Below are 18474 nucleotides of genomic sequence, written 5' to 3'. Positions count from 1 at the left end.
TCGAGCTTAACAGGCATCGGGCAACCGGTTGAAGCAATGCGTCAGCTAAAGCTTTCGAGCAACAACGGATACAGCGAAGCCACCAGCAGCAAGGCCATGCCCCAGTTGAACAGCCGCAACCAGCGGCGATCTTTCAGCACGTTGCGCAACAACGTGCCGCAGCCTGCCCAGACACTGACGCTCGGCAGGTTGATCAAGGCGAACACTGCCGCAATCACGATCACGTTGGTGAAATAACCCTGCATTGGCGTGTAAGTGCTGATGGCTCCGATGGCCATGATCCAGGCCTTGGGATTGACCCACTGAAACGCGGCGGCGCCCAAATAGCTGATCGGCTTGCTCTCGCCCTTTTCACTCTCGGAAACCGGTCCCGACCGGGCAATCTTCCACGCCAGATACAGCAAATACGCCGCGCCAACGTAACGCAGCACGCTGTAGAGCAAAGGATAGGTTTGAAACACTGCACCCAAGCCGAAACCGACTGCCACCACGAGCACGAAGAAGCCGCAGGTGATACCAAGCATGTGGGGGATGGTGCGGTTAAAGCCGAAGTTTACGCCCGATGCCAGCAACATCGTGTTGTTGGGGCCGGGAGTTATCGAGGTGACAAGCGCAAACAGGGCAAAGCCCAGCAGCAAATCGAGCGAGAGCGTCATGGGTGGCAGTCCATTGGGGTCAGTCAGGTGTTGACCCTATCGCAGGCCTTCACGGAAACCCATGGACAGTTGGGTGAAACTTCAAGCGGTACAGTTTTCTATCAGCTAGGACGACCGTGAAGCTGTACAGCACGTTCGGCGTTCATCTCGCCTTGTTTGTCGAAACTGAACGACTTTTTCGGTTGGCCGAGCAATTCGGCTTTCTTCGCGTGGTACTCCTCGAAAGACAGACCGCGACGATTCAACGCCTCAAGTGCCAGTTCCTTGGTTTCTGCAGCGGTGTAGGGCCGTAGTTCGGGGGAAACATGGCTGGCACATCCGGCGAGTACGGAGACCGCAAGCAGCAAGAAAGTAGCGATTATAGGTTTCATGGTGAGCGTCCCGGCAACTGGGTTAAAGGCAATGAACACAGGCTACGCCGGGCCTCCGATCAGCAGAAATCAACGCTCTCGATAGTGGCTATCGACTTTGACTAATGACACTCAGGTGGAGCGCCTTATATCTCCAAACGATCTATAAATATTAATTTATGGTCTTTTACGGAATAACACAGAGTCTTTATAACAACTGTCATCGCTTCACACACTGTTGCCCAAGCAACTGTTTGCCAGGCAACAGTCATTCAACAAACAGCTCTGCCTTTCGTACAGCGTCTACCGGCCAACGCGCTGAAAGCCCCGTAAATCAAGCATCCGAGGGATTGGTACAGCTCTTGCTCTCTGTCAGTGACTACTCACTGCTCCCTGAGCAACTGTTTAAAAAGGAACTGATCATGTCGCGTCCATTGAAAGTCGTTGCCCTCTCCGGCGGTACCTGGCGTCCGTCCCGCACGTTGGTGCTGACCCAGGCGCTGTTGGCGCAACTGGCCGAGCAATTACCGATTGAAAGCAAGCTGATTGAATTGGGTGACATCGCCCGACCGTTGGGCGCCGCGCTGTCCCGTCAGGAATTGAGCGCCGAGATCGAAGCCGAGCTGCAAGCGATCGAGAACGCCGACCTGCTGATCGTCGCCGCGCCGGTTTATCGCGGTTCTTACCCTGGACTGCTCAAGCATCTGTTCGACCTGATCGACCTCAACGCGCTGATCGACACCCCGGTATTGCTGGCCGCCACCGGTGGCAGCGAACGCCATGCGCTGGTGCTCGATCACCAGTTGCGGCCGCTGTTCAGTTTCTTCCAGGCCCTGACCTTGCCGATTGGCGTCTACGCCACCGAAGCCGATTTCTCGAATTATCAAATAACCAGTGAGCCCTTGAAGGCCCGCATACGTCTTGCTGCAGAACGCGCCGCGCCGTTGTTTGGCGTGCACCCCAAAAATCTGCTGAAAATCGCTTAAGGATTTCTTCATGGATGTTTTCTGGTTTCTGCCGACTCACGGCGACGGCCATTACCTGGGCACCACTCAGGGCGCTCGCCCGGTGACACTTAACTACCTGAAACAAGTGGCCCAGGCAGCCGACAGCCTCGGCTACCACGGTGTACTGATTCCCACCGGGCGCTCCTGCGAGGATTCGTGGGTGATTGCTTCGGCGCTGGTGCCACTGACCGAACGCCTGCGTTATCTGGTGGCGATTCGGCCGGGGATCATCTCGCCAACAGTCTCGGCGCGCATGGCCGCGACACTGGATCGACTGTCCAATGGCCGCTTGCTGATCAACGTGGTCACCGGCGGTGACCCGGATGAAAACCGTGGCGACGGCATCTTCCTCGATCACAGCGAACGCTACGAAGTGACCGACGAATTCCTGAAAATCTGGCGCCGGGTGCTGCAAGGCGAATCGGTGGATTTCGAAGGCAAACACCTGCAAGTGCAGAACGCCAAGGCGCTGTATCCGCCGGTGCAAAAGCCCTATCCGCCGCTGTACTTCGGTGGCTCCTCCGAAGCGGCCCATGAACTGGCCGCCGAGCAGGTTGATGTCTACCTGACCTGGGGCGAACCACCGGCCGCCGTGGCGGAAAAACTGGCCGATGTGCGTGAGCGTGCAGCGCGAAACGGGCGCACGGTGAAGTTCGGGATTCGTTTGCACGTGATCGTCCGCGAGACCGCCGAAGAGGCCTGGAAAGCCGCGGATAAACTCATCGAGCACATCAGCGACGAGACCATCGCGGCCGCGCAGAAGTCGTTCTCGCGTTTCGATTCCGAAGGTCAGCGGCGCATGGCGGCGTTACATGACGGCCGCCGTGACAACCTGGAAATATCCCCCAACCTGTGGGCCGGTGTCGGTCTGGTGCGTGGCGGCGCCGGGACGGCGCTGGTGGGCGATCCGCAGCAAGTGGCGGCGCGAATCAAGGAGTACGCGGACCTGGGGATCGAGAGCTTCATCTTCTCTGGCTATCCGCACCTCGAAGAGGCTTATCGCTTTGCCGAACTGGTGTTCCCGCTGTTGCCTGAGCCGTACGCCAGCCTGGCCGGGCGTGGGGTTACCAATCTCACCGGGCCGTTTGGTGAAATGATTGCCAATGATGTGCTGCCGGCTCACGCCAAAGCCTGATCCTGACCTCGGTCCTGTAGGAGCTGCCGCAGGCTGCGATCTTTTGATTTCAAAGATCAAGATCAAAAGATCGCAGCCTGCGGCAGCTCCTACGGTGGTCCATCGACATATAGGAAATTCCGCGTGACTGCCAAACCGCAAAGCGCCCTGATATCTCCCTTGCAGACCGCCCGCCGATTGGCCGCCGAGTTTGCCCTGACCGCTGTCGAGCGCGATGAACGTGGCGGTACGCCCAAAGCCGAACGTGATGCCTTGCGCCACAGCGGTCTGCTCGCGTTAAGCATTCCCGCCCAGTACGGCGGCCTCGGCGCCAGTTGGAGTGACACCCTGACCATCGTGCGCGAGTTCGCCAAGGTCGACAGTTCGATTGCCCATGTCTTCGGCTTCCATCACCTGATGCTCGCCACCGTGCGCCTGTTCGCCCGGCCCGAGCAATGGCAGCCATGGTTCGAACAGACCGCGCGCAAGAACTGGTTCTGGGGCAACGCCCTCAACCCACTGGACACCCGTACCGTGGTGAAAAACCTCGGTGGCTGGCGTGAGTTTTCCGGCAAGAAAAGCTTCTGCTCCGGCGCCAGCGATTCGGAAATGCTGATTGCCTCGGCGGTGGACGAAAGCGCTGGCGGCAAGCTGTTGATCGCTGCGATTCCCAGTGGTCGCAGCGGCATCACCTTGCACAACGACTGGAACAACATGGGCCAGCGCCAGACCGACAGCGGCAGCGCGACATTCGAACGGGTACGGGTCGAAGAGTCGGAATTGCTCCTTGATCCGGGTCCGCTGAGTACACCATTTGCCTGCCTGCGGCCGTTGATTGCCCAGCTGACCTTCACCCACATGTTTCTCGGCATCGCCGAAGGTGCCTTCGAAGAGGCGCGGCAATACACCCTCACCGAAACCCGTCCGTGGCACAAATCCAGCGCTCAGGATGTGCGCCAGGACCCTTATGTACTCGGCCACTACGGCGAATTCTGGGTCGCCCTCGAAAGTGTTCGGCTGCTGGTGGAGCGCGCTGCCGGGCTGCTCGACAAGGCCTGGGCCAAAGGCCCGAACCTCAGTGCCGAAGAACGCGGGCACCTCGCTACCGCCATCGCCACGGCCAAGGTCGCGGCCACCCGCAACGGCCTGGAACTCTGTAGCCGGTTGTTCGAAGTGACCGGCGCCCGTTCAACTCATGCCTCACTGCGGCTGGATCGCCACTGGCGCAACCTGCGCACGCAAACCCTGCACGACCCGGTGGATTACAAACTCCATGAACTGGGTGACTGGGCGCTCAACCAGTCCCTGCCAACTCCGACTTTCTATTCATAGCCTTCTATTCATGGAGCCTGCCCATGCAACTGCTGACCTTACCGCCCTCGCCCGCTCTGGCCACCTCGATCCGCGCCACGGCGCAGGTGTTCGAAGACCCTAAATCCGAGGCCTTGCTCGCCCACATCCAACAAGTCGCACCCAGTGAAGCCAGCGTGCTGATCATCGGCGAAACCGGCACCGGCAAGGAGCTGGTGGCGCGACATATTCACAACCTCAGCGCCCGGCGCAACCGGCCATTCGTGGCGGTGAACTGCGGCGCGTTCTCCGAATCCCTGGTGGAGGCCGAGTTGTTCGGCCATGAAAAAGGTGCCTTTACCGGTGCACTGAGCGCCAAGGCCGGCTGGTTCGAGGAGGCCGATGGCGGCACGTTGTTCCTCGATGAAATCGGCGATTTGCCGATGGCGATTCAGGTCAAGTTGTTGCGCGTGTTACAGGAGCGCGAGGTGGTGCGACTGGGTTCGCGCAAGAGCATTCCTATCAATGTGCGCGTGCTGGCGGCGACCAACGTGCAATTGGAGAAAGCCATCAACGCCGGGCATTTCCGTGAGGATTTGTACTACCGCCTCGACGTGGTCAGCCTGGAATTAAGTCCGCTGCGCGACCGCCCCGGCGACATCCTGCCGCTGACCCGACACTTCGTCGAAGCCTACAGCCAGCGCCTCGGCTACGGCACCATCACCATCAGCAAAGACGCCGAACTGAAACTGCGCAGCTACAGCTGGCCGGGCAACATTCGCGAACTGGAAAACGTCATTCACCACACCCTGCTGATCTGCCGTAACGGCGTGATCGAACGCGACGACCTGCGCCTGTCGAACATGCGCATCGAGCGTCAGGACGACTACCACAGCAACGTCGACGACTCACCGGAAGCCCTGCTCGATCGGGCCTTTCAAAAGCTCTTCGAAGAACAGGCCGGGGCGCTGCACGAGAAAGTCGAAGACGCGTTGCTGCGGGCGGCTTATCGCTTCAGCCACTACAACCAGGTGCACACCGCCGCACTGCTGGGCTTGAGCCGCAACGTAACGCGCACGCGACTGATCAAGATTGGCGAACTGGCGGTGAACAAACGCCGGCCCACGGAAAACCTTCAGGGCGAGCGTGTCATGCAGCTGTCGATCTAACCCACCAGATTGCAATGCGCAGCTCCTTGAAACGAAGGCTGAGCCGAAATAGTGGCGCGACCATCGCGAGCAAGCTCGCTCCCACATTTGATCTGTGGCGCTCACAGACCAATGTGGGAGTGAGCCTGCTCGCGATGGCGTCCTGTCAGTCAATGAAGATTTAAAACCCCGGTGCAATCTGTCCTTTGTAGCGGGTCAAAATGAACTGTCGAACCTCATCCGAATTCAGCGCCTTGGCCAGCTTCTGCAAGCCTGGATCATTGATGTTGTCCGGCCGCGCAACCAGAAACTCGATGTACAAACTCTTGCCCTTCTCGACAATCAACGCGCTGTTGGTATCGATCCCCGCTTCCAGTGCGTAATTGGCGAAGACAAACGCCAGGTCCACCTGACTCACCGAACGCGCCAGCAGCGCACCTTCCAGTTCACGAATTTTCAGGTGCTTGGGGTTTTCGATGATGTCGCGTTGAGTGGCCAGGGTGTTGCTCGGGTCCTTGAGTTTGATCAGGCCGGCTTCGTGTAGCAGAACCAGCGCACGGCCAGTGTTCACCGGGTCATTGGGAATCGACACCGTGGCGCCATCCTTCAGCTCGGCGATGTTTTTGATTTTGGTCGAATAAGCGCCAAACGGTTCGATGTGCACGCCGACCACCGGCACCAGATCGGTATGGCGGGTTTTGTTGAAGTCATCGAGAAATGGCCGGTACTGGTAATAGTTGGCGTCGAGGTTCTTCAACGCCAATTGCTGGTTGGGCTGGATGAAGTCAGTGAAGACTTTGATGTCCAGGTCCACGCCTTCCTTGGCCAGGGTCGGTTTGACGAATTCGAGGATCTCCGCGTGCGGCACCGGGGTGGCGCCGACGATGAGTTTTTCGTTGGCGTGAGCGTTGAACGACAGGACGGCAGCCAGAATGGCCAGGGTCTTTTTCATGGTGTGCTCCTAGGCAGATTGAGTGGCCGTCGTGGGGCGGACGTTGGGCCGATTTTTAAGGATTGAATCAAATTTTTATCGTCGGCTGTAGCGCGCCACCAGTCGGTCTCCGGTCATTTGCAGCGCCTGGACCAGGATCAGCAACAGCACCACGGTGACCACCATCACGTCAGTCTGAAAACGCTGATAGCCGTAACGGATCGCCAGGTCGCCAAGACCGCCGCCACCGATCACCCCGGCCATTGCCGTGTAATCCACCAGCACAATTGCGGTCACCGTGACCGCCGCCAGCAGCCCTCCCCGCGCTTCGGGCAACAAGGTGTGGCGGATGATCTGCCACGTGTTGGCGCCCATGGCCTGGGTCGCTTCCACGACTCCGCGATCGACTTCGCGCAGGGCGGTTTCCACCAGCCGCGCGAAGAACGGCGTGCAACCCACCACCAGCGGCGGGATCGTCCCCGGCACACCGAGAGAGGTGCCCACCAACAGCGTGGTCAGGGGAATCAGCACAATCAGCAAAATGATGAACGGCAGCGAGCGCAACATGTTCACGATCACCGACAACACCCGATAAACACCGACGGCTTCATGCAATTGGCGCTTGCCGGTGAGGAACAGCACCACGCCCAGCGGCAGGCCCAGCAGCACGGTAAAACCGAGGGCGGCACCGAGCATGCTCAGGGTGTCGAGGCAGGCTTGGGCAATGTCGGCCCAATAGATGTTTTTCAACCACTCGGCCATGGTCACGACCAGTCGTGACGTGGTGGTTTGACGCCATTGAGCAGCCAGTTGCCGACCACGTGGTACTTCCAGCGCACCGGATCATGCAGGGTGTGGACCCGGGCGTTGCGCCAGTGGCGGTCGAAGTTGTGTTTCCTCAGCGTCGAGCGAGTGCCGCCGAGTTCGAAGAGTTTGTTGCTGGCCTCGATGGCGATTTCGGTGGTCAGCACTTTGGCTTTGGCGACGGCCAATGAGGCTTGCGCGACGTTGTCTTCGTCAGGTGCCGAACGTGCAGCATCCAGCGCCCAACCGGCGCGTTCCAGCAAGGCTTCGGCTGCTTCCAGACGAATCTCCAGGCCACCGACCTGAATGATGGTCAGCGGATCTTCACTGGCTTTTTCCACACCCGCGTCGATCCATGGCCGAGCGAATTGTTGAACGAATTTGATGGTGTCACGCAGGGCCGCACGGGCGATGCCGGCGTCGATGGCGGCGGTGGTCAACTGCGCGAACGGTCCCGCCAGGGTGGGTGTTTCATAAGAGCGATACGTCGGGAACAGATTGAACGCCGAGACGTGCAGGTCCTCAGCCAGCACTGTGCCGCTGGAGGTAGTGCGCTGACCGATGCTGTCCCAGTCGTCGAGAATCACCAACCCTTGAGTGCCGCGCTCGACGAAGGCCAGCTGGCCCTTCTGCTCCTCGTCCAGCGCCAGCACCGCCAGCCAGTGGGCGTAGAGCGAACCGGTGCAATAACCCTTGCGACCGTTGATCACATGGCCGTCGCCGTAACGGCGAATGGTCGCCTGAATATCCTGCACGTTCTTGCCGCCGATCTCCGACAAGGCATTGGCAAAGCGGTGACCTTGCAGCGCCAGCCCGAAGAAGTGCGCTTGCTGCTCAGGCGTGCCTTGCAGGCGAATGTCTTCCAGCAGGCAATAGTGGTTTTGCGGGATTTGCCCCAGGGACGGATCGGCCGCCGAGATGATCGCGATGACCTGCGCCAGCACCGCATAGGACACCTGCGCGCCGCCGAACTCCTTCGGCACGCTGATGCCCCACAAACCGCTGTTGGAATACAGATCGACGATCTCGGCGGGCACTTGGCGGGTGCGGTCGCGCTCGGCGTCTTGCTCCAGCAACACTGCGGCGACCTGTTCGGCAACCCGCAGGGCTTCGGCTTCGTCGGCGATCCGATGGGCAGCCGGTGGGTTGATCGGATAAACGGCAGATTCAGGCATACAAGTCTCTCGGCACCAATGTTTACCAGAGGGCATTGCAGCTTCTGTGCCGGACCGTCCGAACCAATGTTTTCGGGGAGTTCAGCGGTGTTCTCGCGATCTCAAGATAACGAGCAAGAGCAATCTGCTGCTTCACTGTTGATGGCTGAACAGTGGCGTTGTTATGCCTTACACCCTGTAGGAGCTGCCGAAGGCTGCGATCTTTTGATCTTGATTTTTCGTCGGCTGCACCGCAACCAAGGTCAAAAGATCGCAGCCTTCGGCAGCTCCTACTACTCTTCATAGGTTGTAAATCGGCGAAGGACCACCTTCATCCCAAAACAAAAAACAGGGAGAACCATCATGAGCGTCAAACCCATTCCAGAGGGTTATCACAGCATCACCCCGTACCTGGGCATTCAAAAAGCGGCCGAAGCCATCGAGTTCTACAAGAAAGCTTTTGGCGCCACCGAAGTCATGCGCCTGTCCATGCCCGATGGCGGCATCGGGCATGCCGAACTGCGCATCGGCGATTGCCCGATCATGCTTGGCACACCGTGCGATCAGGGCCCGCTGAGCAATCCGGACAAGTCGCCGTCCGTAGGGCTGCATCTGTATGTGAACGATGTGGACAAGTCTTACAAACAGGCGATTGCCGCTGGCGGTACGGTGGTTTCCGAGGTCAAGGATCAGTTTTATGGCGACCGCTCGGGGACCCTGAAGGATCCCTATGGGCATCTGTGGTTTCTGGCCACGCGCAAGGAGGATCTGACTCAGGAGCAGATCGAGCAGCGGGCGAAGGAGATGTTTAAACAAGGTTGAAATCTTCGGTGCCTGATCGGGCCTCATCGTCGGAACGCCGCCCGGAGCNNCAAGCTCGCTCCCACAGTTGAATCACAGAAGATCCCTGTGGGAGCGAGCTTGCTCCGGGCGGCGTTCCGACGATGAGGTCAGTCCAGCCAACAACGATGTTGAATTAAAGATTGCAATCGCGAGCAGGCTCGCTCCCACAAAGGGGAGGCTTCATTGCAATACGAAACATTTTCTTTCATATCCCCCTTCGGGATTTTCGATGCTCATCCGTCTTATTTAGATGCAGTCGGCCCGCGTAGGCAAAAGCCACGGCCCGGCCTTACATGGACCTCATCGCCGGGAAGCCCGCAGCAGAGGCCCTTTCATCGAAACAAGACCTTTAATCATGTCGAAGAAATCCCGTTCAAAACTCTGGTTTCTGGTCCATAGCTGGCTGGCATTGCCAATCTGGTTTTTCGTGCTGATCGTCTGTGTGACCGGCACCCTGGCGGTGGTCAGCCAGGAAATCGTCTGGCTGGCCAACCCGCAAATGCGCGCCAGCCAACCCTCGGACGATGCGCCGCTGCTCAGCTATGACCAGATCATTGCTGCGATCAAAAAGGCGGAACCGAACACACTGGTCGAAGGCATCAGTCGGCCCGATGAATCGCACTTCGCCCTCGACGTGGACGTCAGCTATCCCGACGGGCGCTCCGTGACGGTTTACGTCAATCCCTACAGCGGTGTCATTCAGGGCACTGCCCCGCCATTCAATTTCAAGGCGTTTACCCGCGCCCTGCATGGTTGGTGGCTGGTGCCATTCACCAACGGTTACAGCTGGGGCTGGTATCTAGTGTCATTCCTGAGCTTGCCGCTGCTGGCTTCGTTGGTCACCGGGCTGGTGGTCTACAAGCGTTTCTGGAAAGGTTTCTTCCGACCGACCCTGCGCATTCGTCACGGCGCACGGATTTTCTGGGGCGACTTTCACCGCCTCAGCGGCATCTGGTCGATCTGGTTTATCGCGGTGATTTCCATCACCAGCACCTGGTTTCTGATTCAGGCATTCATGTTCGATAACCAGATTTCGATTTCCACCGCGCCGGTCGCTGCTGTGGTTCCGCGTGAAAGTGCCCCGCTGACTGCCGACGGCTCGCCAGCGCCGATGATCAGCCTGGAGACCGCGATCCGCGAAGCCAAGGAACGTATTCCCGGACTGGACGACAGCTTTGTCAGCCTGCCCGCCAATGCCTACAGCTACCTCTCGGTAGGCGGACGCAGTTGGTATCCGCTGATGTTCCAGACCGCCGACATCAACCCGTACACCGGCGACATCGCCGCCACCCGCCTGTTGTCGGACCGTTCCGGTCTGGAGCTGGTGACCGAATCCATGCGTCCGCTGCACACCGGCGATTTCGGCGGCATCTGGATCAAGCTGATCTGGTTCTTCTTCGGCCTGATCCTGAGCATGATGGTCCTCAGCGGCCTGTTGATCTGGACCAAGCGCACCGCCCTGGCCACGGCCAACGCCCTCAAGCGCAGCCATAAACGCCCGCGCAGTCAGGCCGCTCCGGCTGCGAGCCATGAAACCACGGTGGTCAGCCAATGAGCCTGTTCGCCGCTGATAAACCGGGCTCGAAACTGAGCCGTTTCTGGCACAAATGGCGCTTCCACATCAACGTTCTACTGTTGCTGGTGCCGCTGGGGTTCATGCCCAAGTACTTCGCCGACGCTGCGCTGTTTCGTGGTGACACCGGCCTGGGCGAGCGGGCGATCGGCGAGGTTCAGGTCGGCCCCTGGAGCCTGCGTCTGGCCGAGCTGCGCAACGAAGCACCGACGCTCGATGGTCCGGCCGGCTACATGAAAAGCTTCAACGCGGCGCTGTGCGACAGCTGCCGTGATCAGGTCAAGGCGACGTACCTGCGCATCGGCAAACCGCGCAGCCTGCGCGCTGCCGGGGTGATTTTCTTCGGCACGCCGTACCGCATGGGCGCCATGTTGCCGATCCCCGAGAAGACCAAAACCGACGCCGAACTGTGGATCACCATGGAAGGCTGGGACGGCGCCATGCATCAGGCCTCCGTCCCCCTGAGCCAGGCATCCCCGGCCACCCTCGCCTGGTTGAACCAACAAGGAGGTAAACCATGATCAACGTTATACGTCCTCTAAGCGCCGCGTTGCTGGTGCTCTGCGCCGGTTTCAGCGCCAGCGCCCTGGCCCACAACCCGATGTGCGAATGCAAAGCCATCGACGCCGAGCAGATCAAATGCACCGGCGGTTTCTCAGACGGCAGCGGCGCTCCGGGGGTGACCCTGGACGTGATCGGCTACGACGAAACCATTCTGGTGCCGGGCAAGCTCGGCGCCGATTCGACCCTGACTTTCAAGAAGCCCGGTGCCGAATTCTATGTGTTGTTCGACGCAGGTCCCGGCCACGTCGTCGAGATCGACCAAGCGGACATCGAAACCCCATGAGTACGCCGACTACGCAAATCGTCCGCCCGGCCGGTGCCGGCCATGAAACCCTCTATGTGTTGCTGTTGTGCCTGATGATTCTGGCGGTGGCCGGCTCGGTGGTTGCCTGGCGCGGTGAGTCTCAGGAAGTCAGCAGCGTGGGCAGCCATCAACTGGATGCCCGCCGTGACTTGAGCGCGTCCGAGCAAGGCATCTACGCCGACCTGCGGGTGACGCTCGACGAAATTCACTTGCTGCGCCAGGAGCAACAGGCGCTACCCGCCCCCGCAGCCCTCGCCGATGAAGGTTTTGCGCCGTTCGCCCAGGACGCCAGTTCCGTCAGCCGTGGCGGCCATGCCTGGCAATTGCTCGACACCAAGGCTTACTTCGGCCAAAGCCAGTCGCCCACCGTGGCGGGTTCGTTTCTGATGCGCTTGACCGCTGACGACGACGCGCCGGACGTCTGGCTCAACCGCGGCAAAGCCCTCGCGGCCCCGACCGACCTCACCGACGCTGCGCTGGAAAGCGCTGGCTGGCAGCAGATCGTCGCGCAATTCGATGCCGGGGTTACCCGCCAGCATCGGCACTGAACCCTCGCCTTCACCCGAGAGAAGACCGCTTTCCCATGCCTATTTCATCTCAACGTTGTTTCTTGCGCCTGATGTTGGTCGGTTTACTGGCTTGTCTGCTGACCTCGCTGGCCAATGCCGACGAGACCAAGCGCCTGCGCATCGGCATCACCCTGCACCCTTATTACAGCTACGTGGCGAACATCGTCGGTGACAAGGCCGAGGTGGTGCCGCTGATTCCGGCCGGTTTCAACCCGCATGCCTACGAGCCGCGCGCCGAAGACATCAAGCGCATCAGCGGACTGGACGTGGTCGTGTTAAACGGCGTCGGCCATGACGACTTCGCCGACCGCATGATCGCCGCCAGCGAAACGCCGAACGTCCCGGTGATCGAAGCCAACGAAAACGTGCCGTTGCTGGCCGCCACCGGCGTCGCCGCTCGCGGCGCCGGTAAGGTGGTAAACCCGCACACCTTCCTGTCGATCAGCGCCTCGATTGCCCAGGTCAACAACATCGCCCGGGAACTGGGCAAGCTCGACCCGGCCAACGCCAAGACCTACATCCAGAACGCCCGCGCCTACGGCAAACGCCTGCGGCAGATGCGCGCCGACGCCCTGGCGAAACTGACTCAGGCGCCGAATGCCGAACTGCGAGTGGCCACAGTTCATGCGGCTTACGATTATTTGCTGCGCGAATTTGGCCTGGAAGTGACCGCCGTGGTCGAACCGGCGCACGGCATCGAGCCGAGCCCGAGCCAGCTGAAAAAGACCATCGATCAACTGCGGGAACTGGACGTAAAAGTGATCTTCTCGGAGATGGATTTCCCGTCCACCTACGTCGAGACCATCCAGCGTGAATCCGGGGTGAAGCTGTATCCGCTGTCGCACATTTCCTATGGCGAATACACCGCCGACAAGTATGAAAAGGAAATGACCGGCAACCTCAACACCGTGGTCCGGGCGATTCAGGAGTCCGGCCAATGACCGCCAAAGAAACCATCTGCGCACAAAACCCCGATCCAACTGACACCGAATCCCCTGTAGGAGCGAGCCTGCTCGCGAAGAGGGAGCTTCAGTCGACATCAACGTTGACTGACCCACCGCTTTCGCGAGCAGGCTCACTCCTACAGGGGTTGGGGCCGACGCTGGATTTTGCGGAGGTCAGCTTAACCCTCGGGCTCACGACGATCCTCGACAATGTGACCTTCCAGGTCCAGCCCGGCAGCGTGCATGCGCTGGTCGGCCCCAACGGCGGCGGTAAAAGTTCGCTGATCAAGACCTTGCTCGGGCAGATGCCGCATCAGGGTCGCTTGAGTCTGCAATGGCCCGGCACACCTGGAACCATCGGCTACGTACCCCAAGCGTTGGAATTCGATCGGGGTTTGCCAATGACTGTCGACGATTTCATGGCCGCGATGTGCCAGCGGCGTCCGGCGTTTCTCGGGTTGAGCAAGCACTACGCCGCCGCGATTGGCGAAGCCCTGGAACGGGTCGGCATGCAGGACAAACGCAAGCGGCGCATGGGTGCGTTGTCTGGCGGTGAGCGCCAGCGGGTGTTGCTTGCCCAAGGGTTGATTCCGGCACCGCACTTGTTGGTGTTGGATGAACCGATGTCGGCGTTGGATGAGGCAGGAATTCAGGTGTTCGAACGGCTGCTCGGCGACTGGCGCCAGAGCGGCATCACCGTGCTGTGGATCGAACATGATCTGGAAGCGGTCGGACGGCTGGCAGATCGCGTCACCGGGCTTAATCGCCGGGTGTTGTTCGATGCCACGCCGAAACAGGCACTGACCCCGGAACGCCTGCTGACCCTGTTCTCGACCCATCCACGGAGCGCTGCCTGATGAGTTACGAAGCCTTTCGTTTGATGGTCCAGGGTTGGGCCTCGTCGGGTTATCTGCCCGAGGCGCTGGCCTATGGATTTGTAGTTAACGCGTTGCTCGCCGGTTTGCTGATCGGCCCGGTGCTGGGCGGTTTGGGGACGTTGGTGGTGGTCAAGCGCTTCGCGTTTTTTTCCGAAGCGGTAGGCCACGCGGCACTGACCGGCGTGGCCATCGGCATTCTGCTGGGCGAACCGTACACCGGGCCTTACGGCAGCCTGTTCGGCTACTGCTTGTTGTTCGGCATCTTGCTGAACTACCTGCGCAATCGCACGGGTCTGGCGCCGGATACCTTGATCGGCGTGTTCCTTTCCGTGTCGTTGGCGCTGGGTGCCAGTCTGCTGCTGATTCTGGCGGGCAAAATCAACGTACACATCCTCGAAAACGTGTTGTTCGGTTCGGTGCTGACCGTCAACGGCAATGACCTGCTGGTGTTGGCCATCGTCGGTTCATTGGTCATGGCGCTGGCGTTGCCGCTGTACAACCGCATCATGTTGGCCAGTTTCAATCCGCAACTGGCGGCAGTCCGAGGTGTGGCGGTGAAGACGCTGGATTATCTGTTTGTGATTCTGGTGACCCTGATCACCGTGGCGGCGGTGAAAGTCATCGGCGCGATACTGGTCGGTGCGCTGCTGGTGATTCCGGCGGCGGCGGCGCGATTGCTGAGTCAGTCGCTGAAGGGCTTCTTCTGGTGCTCGGTGCTGATCGCCACGGTCAGCACGCTGTGCGGGATTCTCGCGCCGATTGTGTTCGACCTGCCTATCCCGTCCGGCGCCGCGATCATTCTGGTGGCCGGTATCGCCTTCGCTCTCGCCGCCATTGCGCGTGGCGTTGTCCCCAGTCTGAAAGGGAACCTTGGATAAATGTCTTTTTCTCTGCGTCAACTGACCCTGGCCTTTGCCCTGTGTGGGCTGGTCAATACCCCGCTGCTCGCGGCGGACAGCGCCAAACCTCTGCGGGTGCTGGCGTCCTTGCCGATCACATACGGGCTGGGCGAAGTCTTGCTCAGAGGCACCGCCATCAACCTTGAACGTGCCGCGCCGGCGAACCTGCCCGGCAGCCGCCAGACTGCTTACTTCACCGGCCGTGGCGCCCCGGCGCTGGCCAAACTGGCGACCGAGGCCGATGCTGTGATTGGTCTGCGTTCGCTGTGGGCGGATGATCCGCTTTACCCGATCTCCCGGCGCAGCAACATTCGTATCGTCGAAGTCGACGCCGCCCGCCCGGTGGACGGCGCCCTGCCCGGCATCGCCGTGCAGCCTGGCAACAAGGTTGATGGGTTGAACAGTCAGCCGTGGTTGTCCAGCAACAACATGGGGCGGATGGCGGACGTCATGGCGGCAGACCTGGTGCGCCTGGCGCCCGAGGCCAAGCCGAAGATCGAGGCTAACCTGGCGACGCTCAAACAGCGCTTGCTCAAGCTCAGCGCTGACAGCGAAGCGCGGTTGGCCAGTGCCGACAACCTCAGCGTGATGAGCCTGAGCGATCACTTTGGCTATCTGATTGGCGGTCTGAACCTGGAACTGATCGGCCTCGATGCGCGGCCGGATGCCGAGTGGACGCCTGAAGCGCTCAAGCAATTGGGTGCGACACTCAAGGACAATGATGTGGCGGTGGTGCTGCATCATCGGCAGCCGTCGGAGGCGATGAAAGAGGTGATTGCCGAGGCTGGGAGTCGGTTGGTGGTGTTGAGTGTGGAGGCGGCGGATCCGGTGGCCGAGCTGGAGGGGAATGTGGATTTGGTGATCAAGGGGTTGAGCGGCAAGCCATCGGCCTAAGATCAAAAGATCGCAGCCTCGTTTCACTCGACAGCTCCTACAGGTTTTGTGGAGCCCTCGTAGGAGCTGTCGAGTGAAACGAGGCTGCGATCCTTTGATGTTCAACCCCAACAAAAAGCCCGCTGACCTTACCGGTTCAGCGGGCTTCTTTCTGCGCGGTGACTTAGTGAGCCACTGCCGCCTGCTCGTCCATCTTCTGGCGCAGGCTCAGCGGACGCATGTCAGTCCAGGTTTCTTCGATGTAAGCCAGGCATTCCTTCTTCAAGCCACTCTTGCCCACTGTACGCCAGCCTGCAGGCACGGCTTTGTAGTCGGGCCAGATCGAGTACTGCTCTTCGTGGTTGACCACGACCTGAAAGAGGATGTCCTCGCGGTCGAATACTGAAGTCATGGTGTTTCTCCATCGCTGTAGGGTGGGCTGCACTGCGTGCGCAGCCGTTATGTAGAAAGAACGTGTCGGAGGCTGAAAAATTTAGAGGCTGGCGGTGGCAGCGGCCATGGCCCGGCCGAAAATCTCGGCCACTTGATCAATTTCCGCAGCGGTAATCACCAGCGGCGGCAGGAAGCGCACCACGCCGCCATGACGGCCGCCCAGTTCGAGAATCAAGCCGCGCTTGAGGCATTCACGCTGCACCAGCGGCGCCAAACGACCGAAAATCGGCGGATGACCCAGCGCATCTGGCTCGCCAGTCGGATCGACCAGTTCAACACCCAGCATCAAGCCGCGACCGCGAATATCACCCAACTGCGGGAAGTCCCGTTGCAGGATGCGCAGGTGTTCGCTCAAGCGTTCGCCCATGGCGGCGGCGTGCTCGCAGACCTTGTGTTCGGTCAGGTAACGCATCACCGCAGAACCTGCGGCCATGGCCATTTGATTGCCGCGGAAGGTCCCGGCATGGGCGCCCGGCAACCAGGTGTCGAGCCAGTCGCGATAGACCACCACCGCCAGCGGCAAACTGCCGCCGATGGCTTTGGACATGACCACCACGTCCGGAATGATCCCGGCGTGTTCGAAGGCGAACATCTTGCCGGTGCGGGCAAAACCGCTCTGGATTTCATCGACGATCAGCGCCACACCGGCCTTTTCGGTAATCCGCCGCAGGCCGCGCAACCAGTCGAGATCGGCCGGGATCACCCCGCCCTCGCCCTGCACGACCTCGACGATCACCGCTGCCGGCAATTGCACGCCAGCCTCGGGATCATTCAGCAGGTTTTCCAGGTAGTTCAGATTGACCTTCACGCCTTGCGCGCCGCCGAGCCCGAACGGGCAGCGGTAATCATAGGGATACGGCATGAACTGCACGCCGCTGCTGAGCAAGGCGCCCAAGGGTTTTTTCGGCCCCAGGCTGCCCATCAGGCTCAGCGCGCCCTGGCTCATGCCATGATAACCACCCTGGAACGACAGCACGGTGCTGCGTCCGGTGGCGGTGCGCACCAGTTTCAGCGCGGCTTCCACCGCGTCGGTGCCGGTCGGGCCGCAGAACTGGATCCTGGCTTCAGCGGCCAAAGCCGGGGGCAGCAGGCCGAACAGGTCCTGAACGAATTGATCCTTGACCGGGGTCGTCAGGTCGAGGGTGTGCAGCGGCAGTTCATCGGTCAGCACTTGCTGGATCGCTTCGATCACCACCGGATGGTTGTGCCCAAGGGCCAACGTCCCTGCGCCGGCCAGGCAGTCGATGAAACGGCGACCTTCGACGTCTTCGACATAAATGCCCTTGGCACGCTTGAGGGCCAGGGGAATGCGTCGCGGATAGCTGCGGGCATTCGATTCCTGCTGGTTTTGACGGGCCAGCAGCGGCGATTCGTTGAACTGATAAAGCGTCTCGGTCGGCACCGGAGTGATCCGGGCCGACTGATCTTCCATAAGGCTGGTAGCGACTGACATCTCTCGACCCCTCAATAAGGTTTTCCTGTTCTGGAAACGCATCAGGGCGCCGAGGATTTAGACCCTCTATCAGCTTTCTATGAAGGGGGTGCCAGCGCTTTGTGCATGGGAATGGCGTGGAGCCCCGCCACCGTGAAGGTTTCAGCGCAAGGCTGGTAACCCAGATGACGGTAAAACGCTTCGCTGGTGCGGGTGCTGTTGAGTCGTGCCTGGCGCAAACCCTGATCGGTCAACCAGCCTTCGAGGTCGCGCACCAGCGCTTGCCCCGCGCCGCGACGAAACCATTCCGGTTGTACGTAGCAAAACGCGACCTTACCGCTGATCGCAGCCATCGCGACGCCCACCGGTTTGTCCTGCAACAGGGCGATGTTCAGGTACAACCGCTCGTCGGTCAGCCAGGGCTGCACGTGTTCGATGGTTTTGTTGTGGGTCCAGGTGGCGACGGTGAGCGGATCATTGCGATGGTCGAGCGCGCAACCCACGCGAATGGAGCGGTCGACGATCCGGCTGATGATGCCGGCGTCGGCGGGGGTTGCCTTGCAAATGTGTAGGGGGGCATCCATGGCGCTGTTACCTCAATCCATTGAGAAAAAGCTGCCGGGGACGATAGCGCTGTGGAGAGCTGACGGCTAATGGAGAGACGTTACATTTGGTGTGCGACATAGAC

21 protein-coding genes are annotated in these 18474 nt (G+C 60.3%); 13 read left to right on the top strand and 8 right to left on the bottom strand.

All coding sequences use genetic code 11. From position 1 onward, the window contains the following. Nucleotides 1-41 precede the first annotated feature (41 nt). Nucleotides 42-656 carry a LysE family translocator gene (locus VD17_RS14875; RefSeq protein WP_046054456.1) on the bottom strand — a complete coding sequence of 205 codons (615 nt, stop codon included), beginning with the start codon at nt 654-656 and terminating at the stop codon, nt 42-44. 101 nt (nt 657-757) lie between these two features. After that, nucleotides 758-1027: a hypothetical protein gene (locus VD17_RS14870; protein WP_046054465.1), complete on the bottom strand. Its 270-nt coding sequence runs from the start codon at nt 1025-1027 to the stop codon at nt 758-760. Nucleotides 1028-1428: 401 nt separating this feature from the next. Here VD17_RS14870 and msuE point away from each other — a divergent pair, with 401 nt between their 5' ends. From msuE to VD17_RS14850, 4 genes are all read left to right on the top strand, one after another. Next, nucleotides 1429-1992, top strand: coding sequence for an FMN reductase (msuE, locus tag VD17_RS14865; protein WP_046049228.1), 564 nt, complete (start codon nt 1429-1431; stop codon nt 1990-1992). Between the two features lie 10 nt (nt 1993-2002). Continuing rightward, complete coding sequence (ssuD, locus tag VD17_RS14860) at nt 2003-3148, top strand: FMNH2-dependent alkanesulfonate monooxygenase (protein WP_046054455.1); 1146 nt, start codon at nt 2003-2005, stop codon at nt 3146-3148. 123 nt (nt 3149-3271) lie between these two features. Further along, nucleotides 3272-4459 (top strand): acyl-CoA dehydrogenase family protein, encoded by a 1188-nt coding sequence (locus VD17_RS14855; RefSeq protein WP_046054454.1) that lies wholly within the window; start codon nt 3272-3274, stop codon nt 4457-4459. A gap of 23 nt (nt 4460-4482) precedes the next feature. Continuing rightward, a complete protein-coding gene (locus VD17_RS14850) occupies nt 4483-5586 on the top strand; it encodes a sigma-54 interaction domain-containing protein (protein ID WP_046054453.1) in 1104 nt (367 codons plus the stop codon). Nucleotides 5587-5746: 160 nt separating this feature from the next. Here VD17_RS14850 and VD17_RS14845 read toward each other — a convergent pair whose 3' ends face one another. The 3 genes from VD17_RS14845 to VD17_RS14835 all read right to left on the bottom strand — a co-directional run bounded on the left by VD17_RS14845 (nt 5747) and on the right by VD17_RS14835 (nt 8475). Further along, nucleotides 5747-6517 carry a MetQ/NlpA family ABC transporter substrate-binding protein gene (locus tag VD17_RS14845; RefSeq protein ID WP_046054452.1) on the bottom strand — a complete coding sequence of 257 codons (771 nt, stop codon included), beginning with the start codon at nt 6515-6517 and terminating at the stop codon, nt 5747-5749. Nucleotides 6518-6592: 75 nt separating this feature from the next. Then, on the bottom strand, nt 6593-7258 hold the full coding sequence (locus tag VD17_RS14840) for a methionine ABC transporter permease (protein ID WP_033059210.1): 666 nt from the start codon (nt 7256-7258) through the stop codon (nt 6593-6595). Between the two features lie 2 nt (nt 7259-7260). After that, nucleotides 7261-8475 carry an SfnB family sulfur acquisition oxidoreductase gene (locus VD17_RS14835; protein ID WP_185753153.1) on the bottom strand — a complete coding sequence of 405 codons (1215 nt, stop codon included), beginning with the start codon at nt 8473-8475 and terminating at the stop codon, nt 7261-7263. A 342-nt stretch (nt 8476-8817) separates the two neighbouring features. Between VD17_RS14835 and VD17_RS14830 the strand changes: the two genes are divergently transcribed. The 9 genes from VD17_RS14830 (at nt 8818) to VD17_RS14790 (ending at nt 15922) form a co-directional block, all read left to right on the top strand. Continuing rightward, nucleotides 8818-9276: a VOC family protein gene (locus VD17_RS14830; RefSeq protein ID WP_046054450.1), complete on the top strand. Its 459-nt coding sequence runs from the start codon at nt 8818-8820 to the stop codon at nt 9274-9276. Between the two features lie 376 nt (nt 9277-9652). Then, nucleotides 9653-10852, top strand: a complete 1200-nt coding sequence (locus VD17_RS14825; protein WP_046054449.1) for a PepSY-associated TM helix domain-containing protein — start codon at nt 9653-9655, stop codon at nt 10850-10852. Beyond that, nucleotides 10849-11391, top strand: coding sequence for a hypothetical protein (locus VD17_RS14820; protein ID WP_046054448.1), 543 nt, complete (start codon nt 10849-10851; stop codon nt 11389-11391). Before VD17_RS14825 ends, VD17_RS14820 begins: the two co-directional genes overlap by 4 nt. Next, nucleotides 11388-11717, top strand: coding sequence for a hypothetical protein (locus VD17_RS14815; RefSeq protein ID WP_046054447.1), 330 nt, complete (start codon nt 11388-11390; stop codon nt 11715-11717). The genes VD17_RS14820 and VD17_RS14815 overlap by 4 nt, the downstream gene beginning before the upstream one ends. Next, on the top strand, nt 11714-12286 hold the full coding sequence (locus VD17_RS14810) for a DUF6162 family protein (protein WP_046054446.1): 573 nt from the start codon (nt 11714-11716) through the stop codon (nt 12284-12286). Before VD17_RS14815 ends, VD17_RS14810 begins: the two co-directional genes overlap by 4 nt. 35 nt (nt 12287-12321) lie before the next feature. Further along, entirely contained in the window at nt 12322-13248 is a 927-nt protein-coding gene (locus VD17_RS14805) for a metal ABC transporter substrate-binding protein (protein ID WP_046054445.1), read from the top strand. Then, nucleotides 13245-14108: a metal ABC transporter ATP-binding protein gene (locus tag VD17_RS14800; protein ID WP_046054444.1), complete on the top strand. Its 864-nt coding sequence runs from the start codon at nt 13245-13247 to the stop codon at nt 14106-14108. The genes VD17_RS14805 and VD17_RS14800 overlap by 4 nt, the downstream gene beginning before the upstream one ends. Next, a complete protein-coding gene (locus VD17_RS14795; protein WP_003226663.1) occupies nt 14108-15007 on the top strand; it encodes a metal ABC transporter permease in 900 nt (299 codons plus the stop codon). Before VD17_RS14800 ends, VD17_RS14795 begins: the two co-directional genes overlap by 1 nt. Continuing rightward, nucleotides 15008-15922, top strand: a complete 915-nt coding sequence (locus VD17_RS14790) for a metal ABC transporter substrate-binding protein (RefSeq protein WP_046054443.1) — start codon at nt 15008-15010, stop codon at nt 15920-15922. It begins immediately after the preceding gene. 163 nt (nt 15923-16085) lie between these two features. On the opposite strand, the gene VD17_RS14785 is transcribed toward VD17_RS14790, so the two are convergent. From VD17_RS14785 to VD17_RS14775, 3 genes are all read right to left on the bottom strand, one after another. Beyond that, entirely contained in the window at nt 16086-16313 is a 228-nt protein-coding gene (locus VD17_RS14785) for an MbtH family protein (protein WP_046054442.1), read from the bottom strand. Between the two features lie 81 nt (nt 16314-16394). Then, entirely contained in the window at nt 16395-17807 is a 1413-nt protein-coding gene (locus VD17_RS14780) for an aspartate aminotransferase family protein (protein WP_046054441.1), read from the bottom strand. Between the two features lie 77 nt (nt 17808-17884). Beyond that, nucleotides 17885-18370, bottom strand: coding sequence for a GNAT family N-acetyltransferase (locus VD17_RS14775; RefSeq protein ID WP_046054440.1), 486 nt, complete (start codon nt 18368-18370; stop codon nt 17885-17887). Between the last annotated feature and the right edge of the window lie 104 nt (nt 18371-18474).

It is taken from the genome of Pseudomonas fluorescens, assembly GCF_000968015.1.
GTDB lineage: Bacteria > Pseudomonadota > Gammaproteobacteria > Pseudomonadales > Pseudomonadaceae > Aquipseudomonas > Aquipseudomonas fluorescens_W.
The sequence above is the reverse complement of the archived record's forward strand: the minus strand, read 5'-3'. Positions and strand labels throughout refer to the sequence as shown.

What these genes read in the sequence shown, in the direction of transcription:
- VD17_RS14875 (WP_046054456.1), bottom strand. Translation starts at nt 656, where the DNA reads ATGACGCTCTCGCTCGATTTGCTGCTGGGCTTTGCCCTGTTTGCGCTT.
- VD17_RS14870 (WP_046054465.1), bottom strand. Translation starts at nt 1,027, where the DNA reads ATGAAACCTATAATCGCTACTTTCTTGCTGCTTGCGGTCTCCGTACTC.
- msuE (WP_046049228.1), top strand. Translation starts at nt 1,429, where the DNA reads ATGTCGCGTCCATTGAAAGTCGTTGCCCTCTCCGGCGGTACCTGGCGT.
- ssuD (WP_046054455.1), top strand. Translation starts at nt 2,003, where the DNA reads ATGGATGTTTTCTGGTTTCTGCCGACTCACGGCGACGGCCATTACCTG.
- VD17_RS14850 (WP_046054453.1), top strand. Translation starts at nt 4,483, where the DNA reads ATGCAACTGCTGACCTTACCGCCCTCGCCCGCTCTGGCCACCTCGATC.
- VD17_RS14845 (WP_046054452.1), bottom strand. Translation starts at nt 6,517, where the DNA reads ATGAAAAAGACCCTGGCCATTCTGGCTGCCGTCCTGTCGTTCAACGCT.
- VD17_RS14840 (WP_033059210.1), bottom strand. Translation starts at nt 7,258, where the DNA reads ATGGCCGAGTGGTTGAAAAACATCTATTGGGCCGACATTGCCCAAGCC.
- VD17_RS14835 (WP_185753153.1), bottom strand. Translation starts at nt 8,475, where the DNA reads ATGCCTGAATCTGCCGTTTATCCGATCAACCCACCGGCTGCCCATCGG.
- VD17_RS14830 (WP_046054450.1), top strand. Translation starts at nt 8,818, where the DNA reads ATGAGCGTCAAACCCATTCCAGAGGGTTATCACAGCATCACCCCGTAC.
- VD17_RS14825 (WP_046054449.1), top strand. Translation starts at nt 9,653, where the DNA reads ATGTCGAAGAAATCCCGTTCAAAACTCTGGTTTCTGGTCCATAGCTGG.
- VD17_RS14820 (WP_046054448.1), top strand. Translation starts at nt 10,849, where the DNA reads ATGAGCCTGTTCGCCGCTGATAAACCGGGCTCGAAACTGAGCCGTTTC.
- VD17_RS14815 (WP_046054447.1), top strand. Translation starts at nt 11,388, where the DNA reads ATGATCAACGTTATACGTCCTCTAAGCGCCGCGTTGCTGGTGCTCTGC.
- VD17_RS14810 (WP_046054446.1), top strand. Translation starts at nt 11,714, where the DNA reads ATGAGTACGCCGACTACGCAAATCGTCCGCCCGGCCGGTGCCGGCCAT.
- VD17_RS14805 (WP_046054445.1), top strand. Translation starts at nt 12,322, where the DNA reads ATGCCTATTTCATCTCAACGTTGTTTCTTGCGCCTGATGTTGGTCGGT.
- VD17_RS14800 (WP_046054444.1), top strand. Translation starts at nt 13,245, where the DNA reads ATGACCGCCAAAGAAACCATCTGCGCACAAAACCCCGATCCAACTGAC.
- VD17_RS14795 (WP_003226663.1), top strand. Translation starts at nt 14,108, where the DNA reads ATGAGTTACGAAGCCTTTCGTTTGATGGTCCAGGGTTGGGCCTCGTCG.
- VD17_RS14790 (WP_046054443.1), top strand. Translation starts at nt 15,008, where the DNA reads ATGTCTTTTTCTCTGCGTCAACTGACCCTGGCCTTTGCCCTGTGTGGG.
- VD17_RS14785 (WP_046054442.1), bottom strand. Translation starts at nt 16,313, where the DNA reads ATGACTTCAGTATTCGACCGCGAGGACATCCTCTTTCAGGTCGTGGTC.
- VD17_RS14780 (WP_046054441.1), bottom strand. Translation starts at nt 17,807, where the DNA reads ATGTCAGTCGCTACCAGCCTTATGGAAGATCAGTCGGCCCGGATCACT.
- VD17_RS14775 (WP_046054440.1), bottom strand. Translation starts at nt 18,370, where the DNA reads ATGGATGCCCCCCTACACATTTGCAAGGCAACCCCCGCCGACGCCGGC.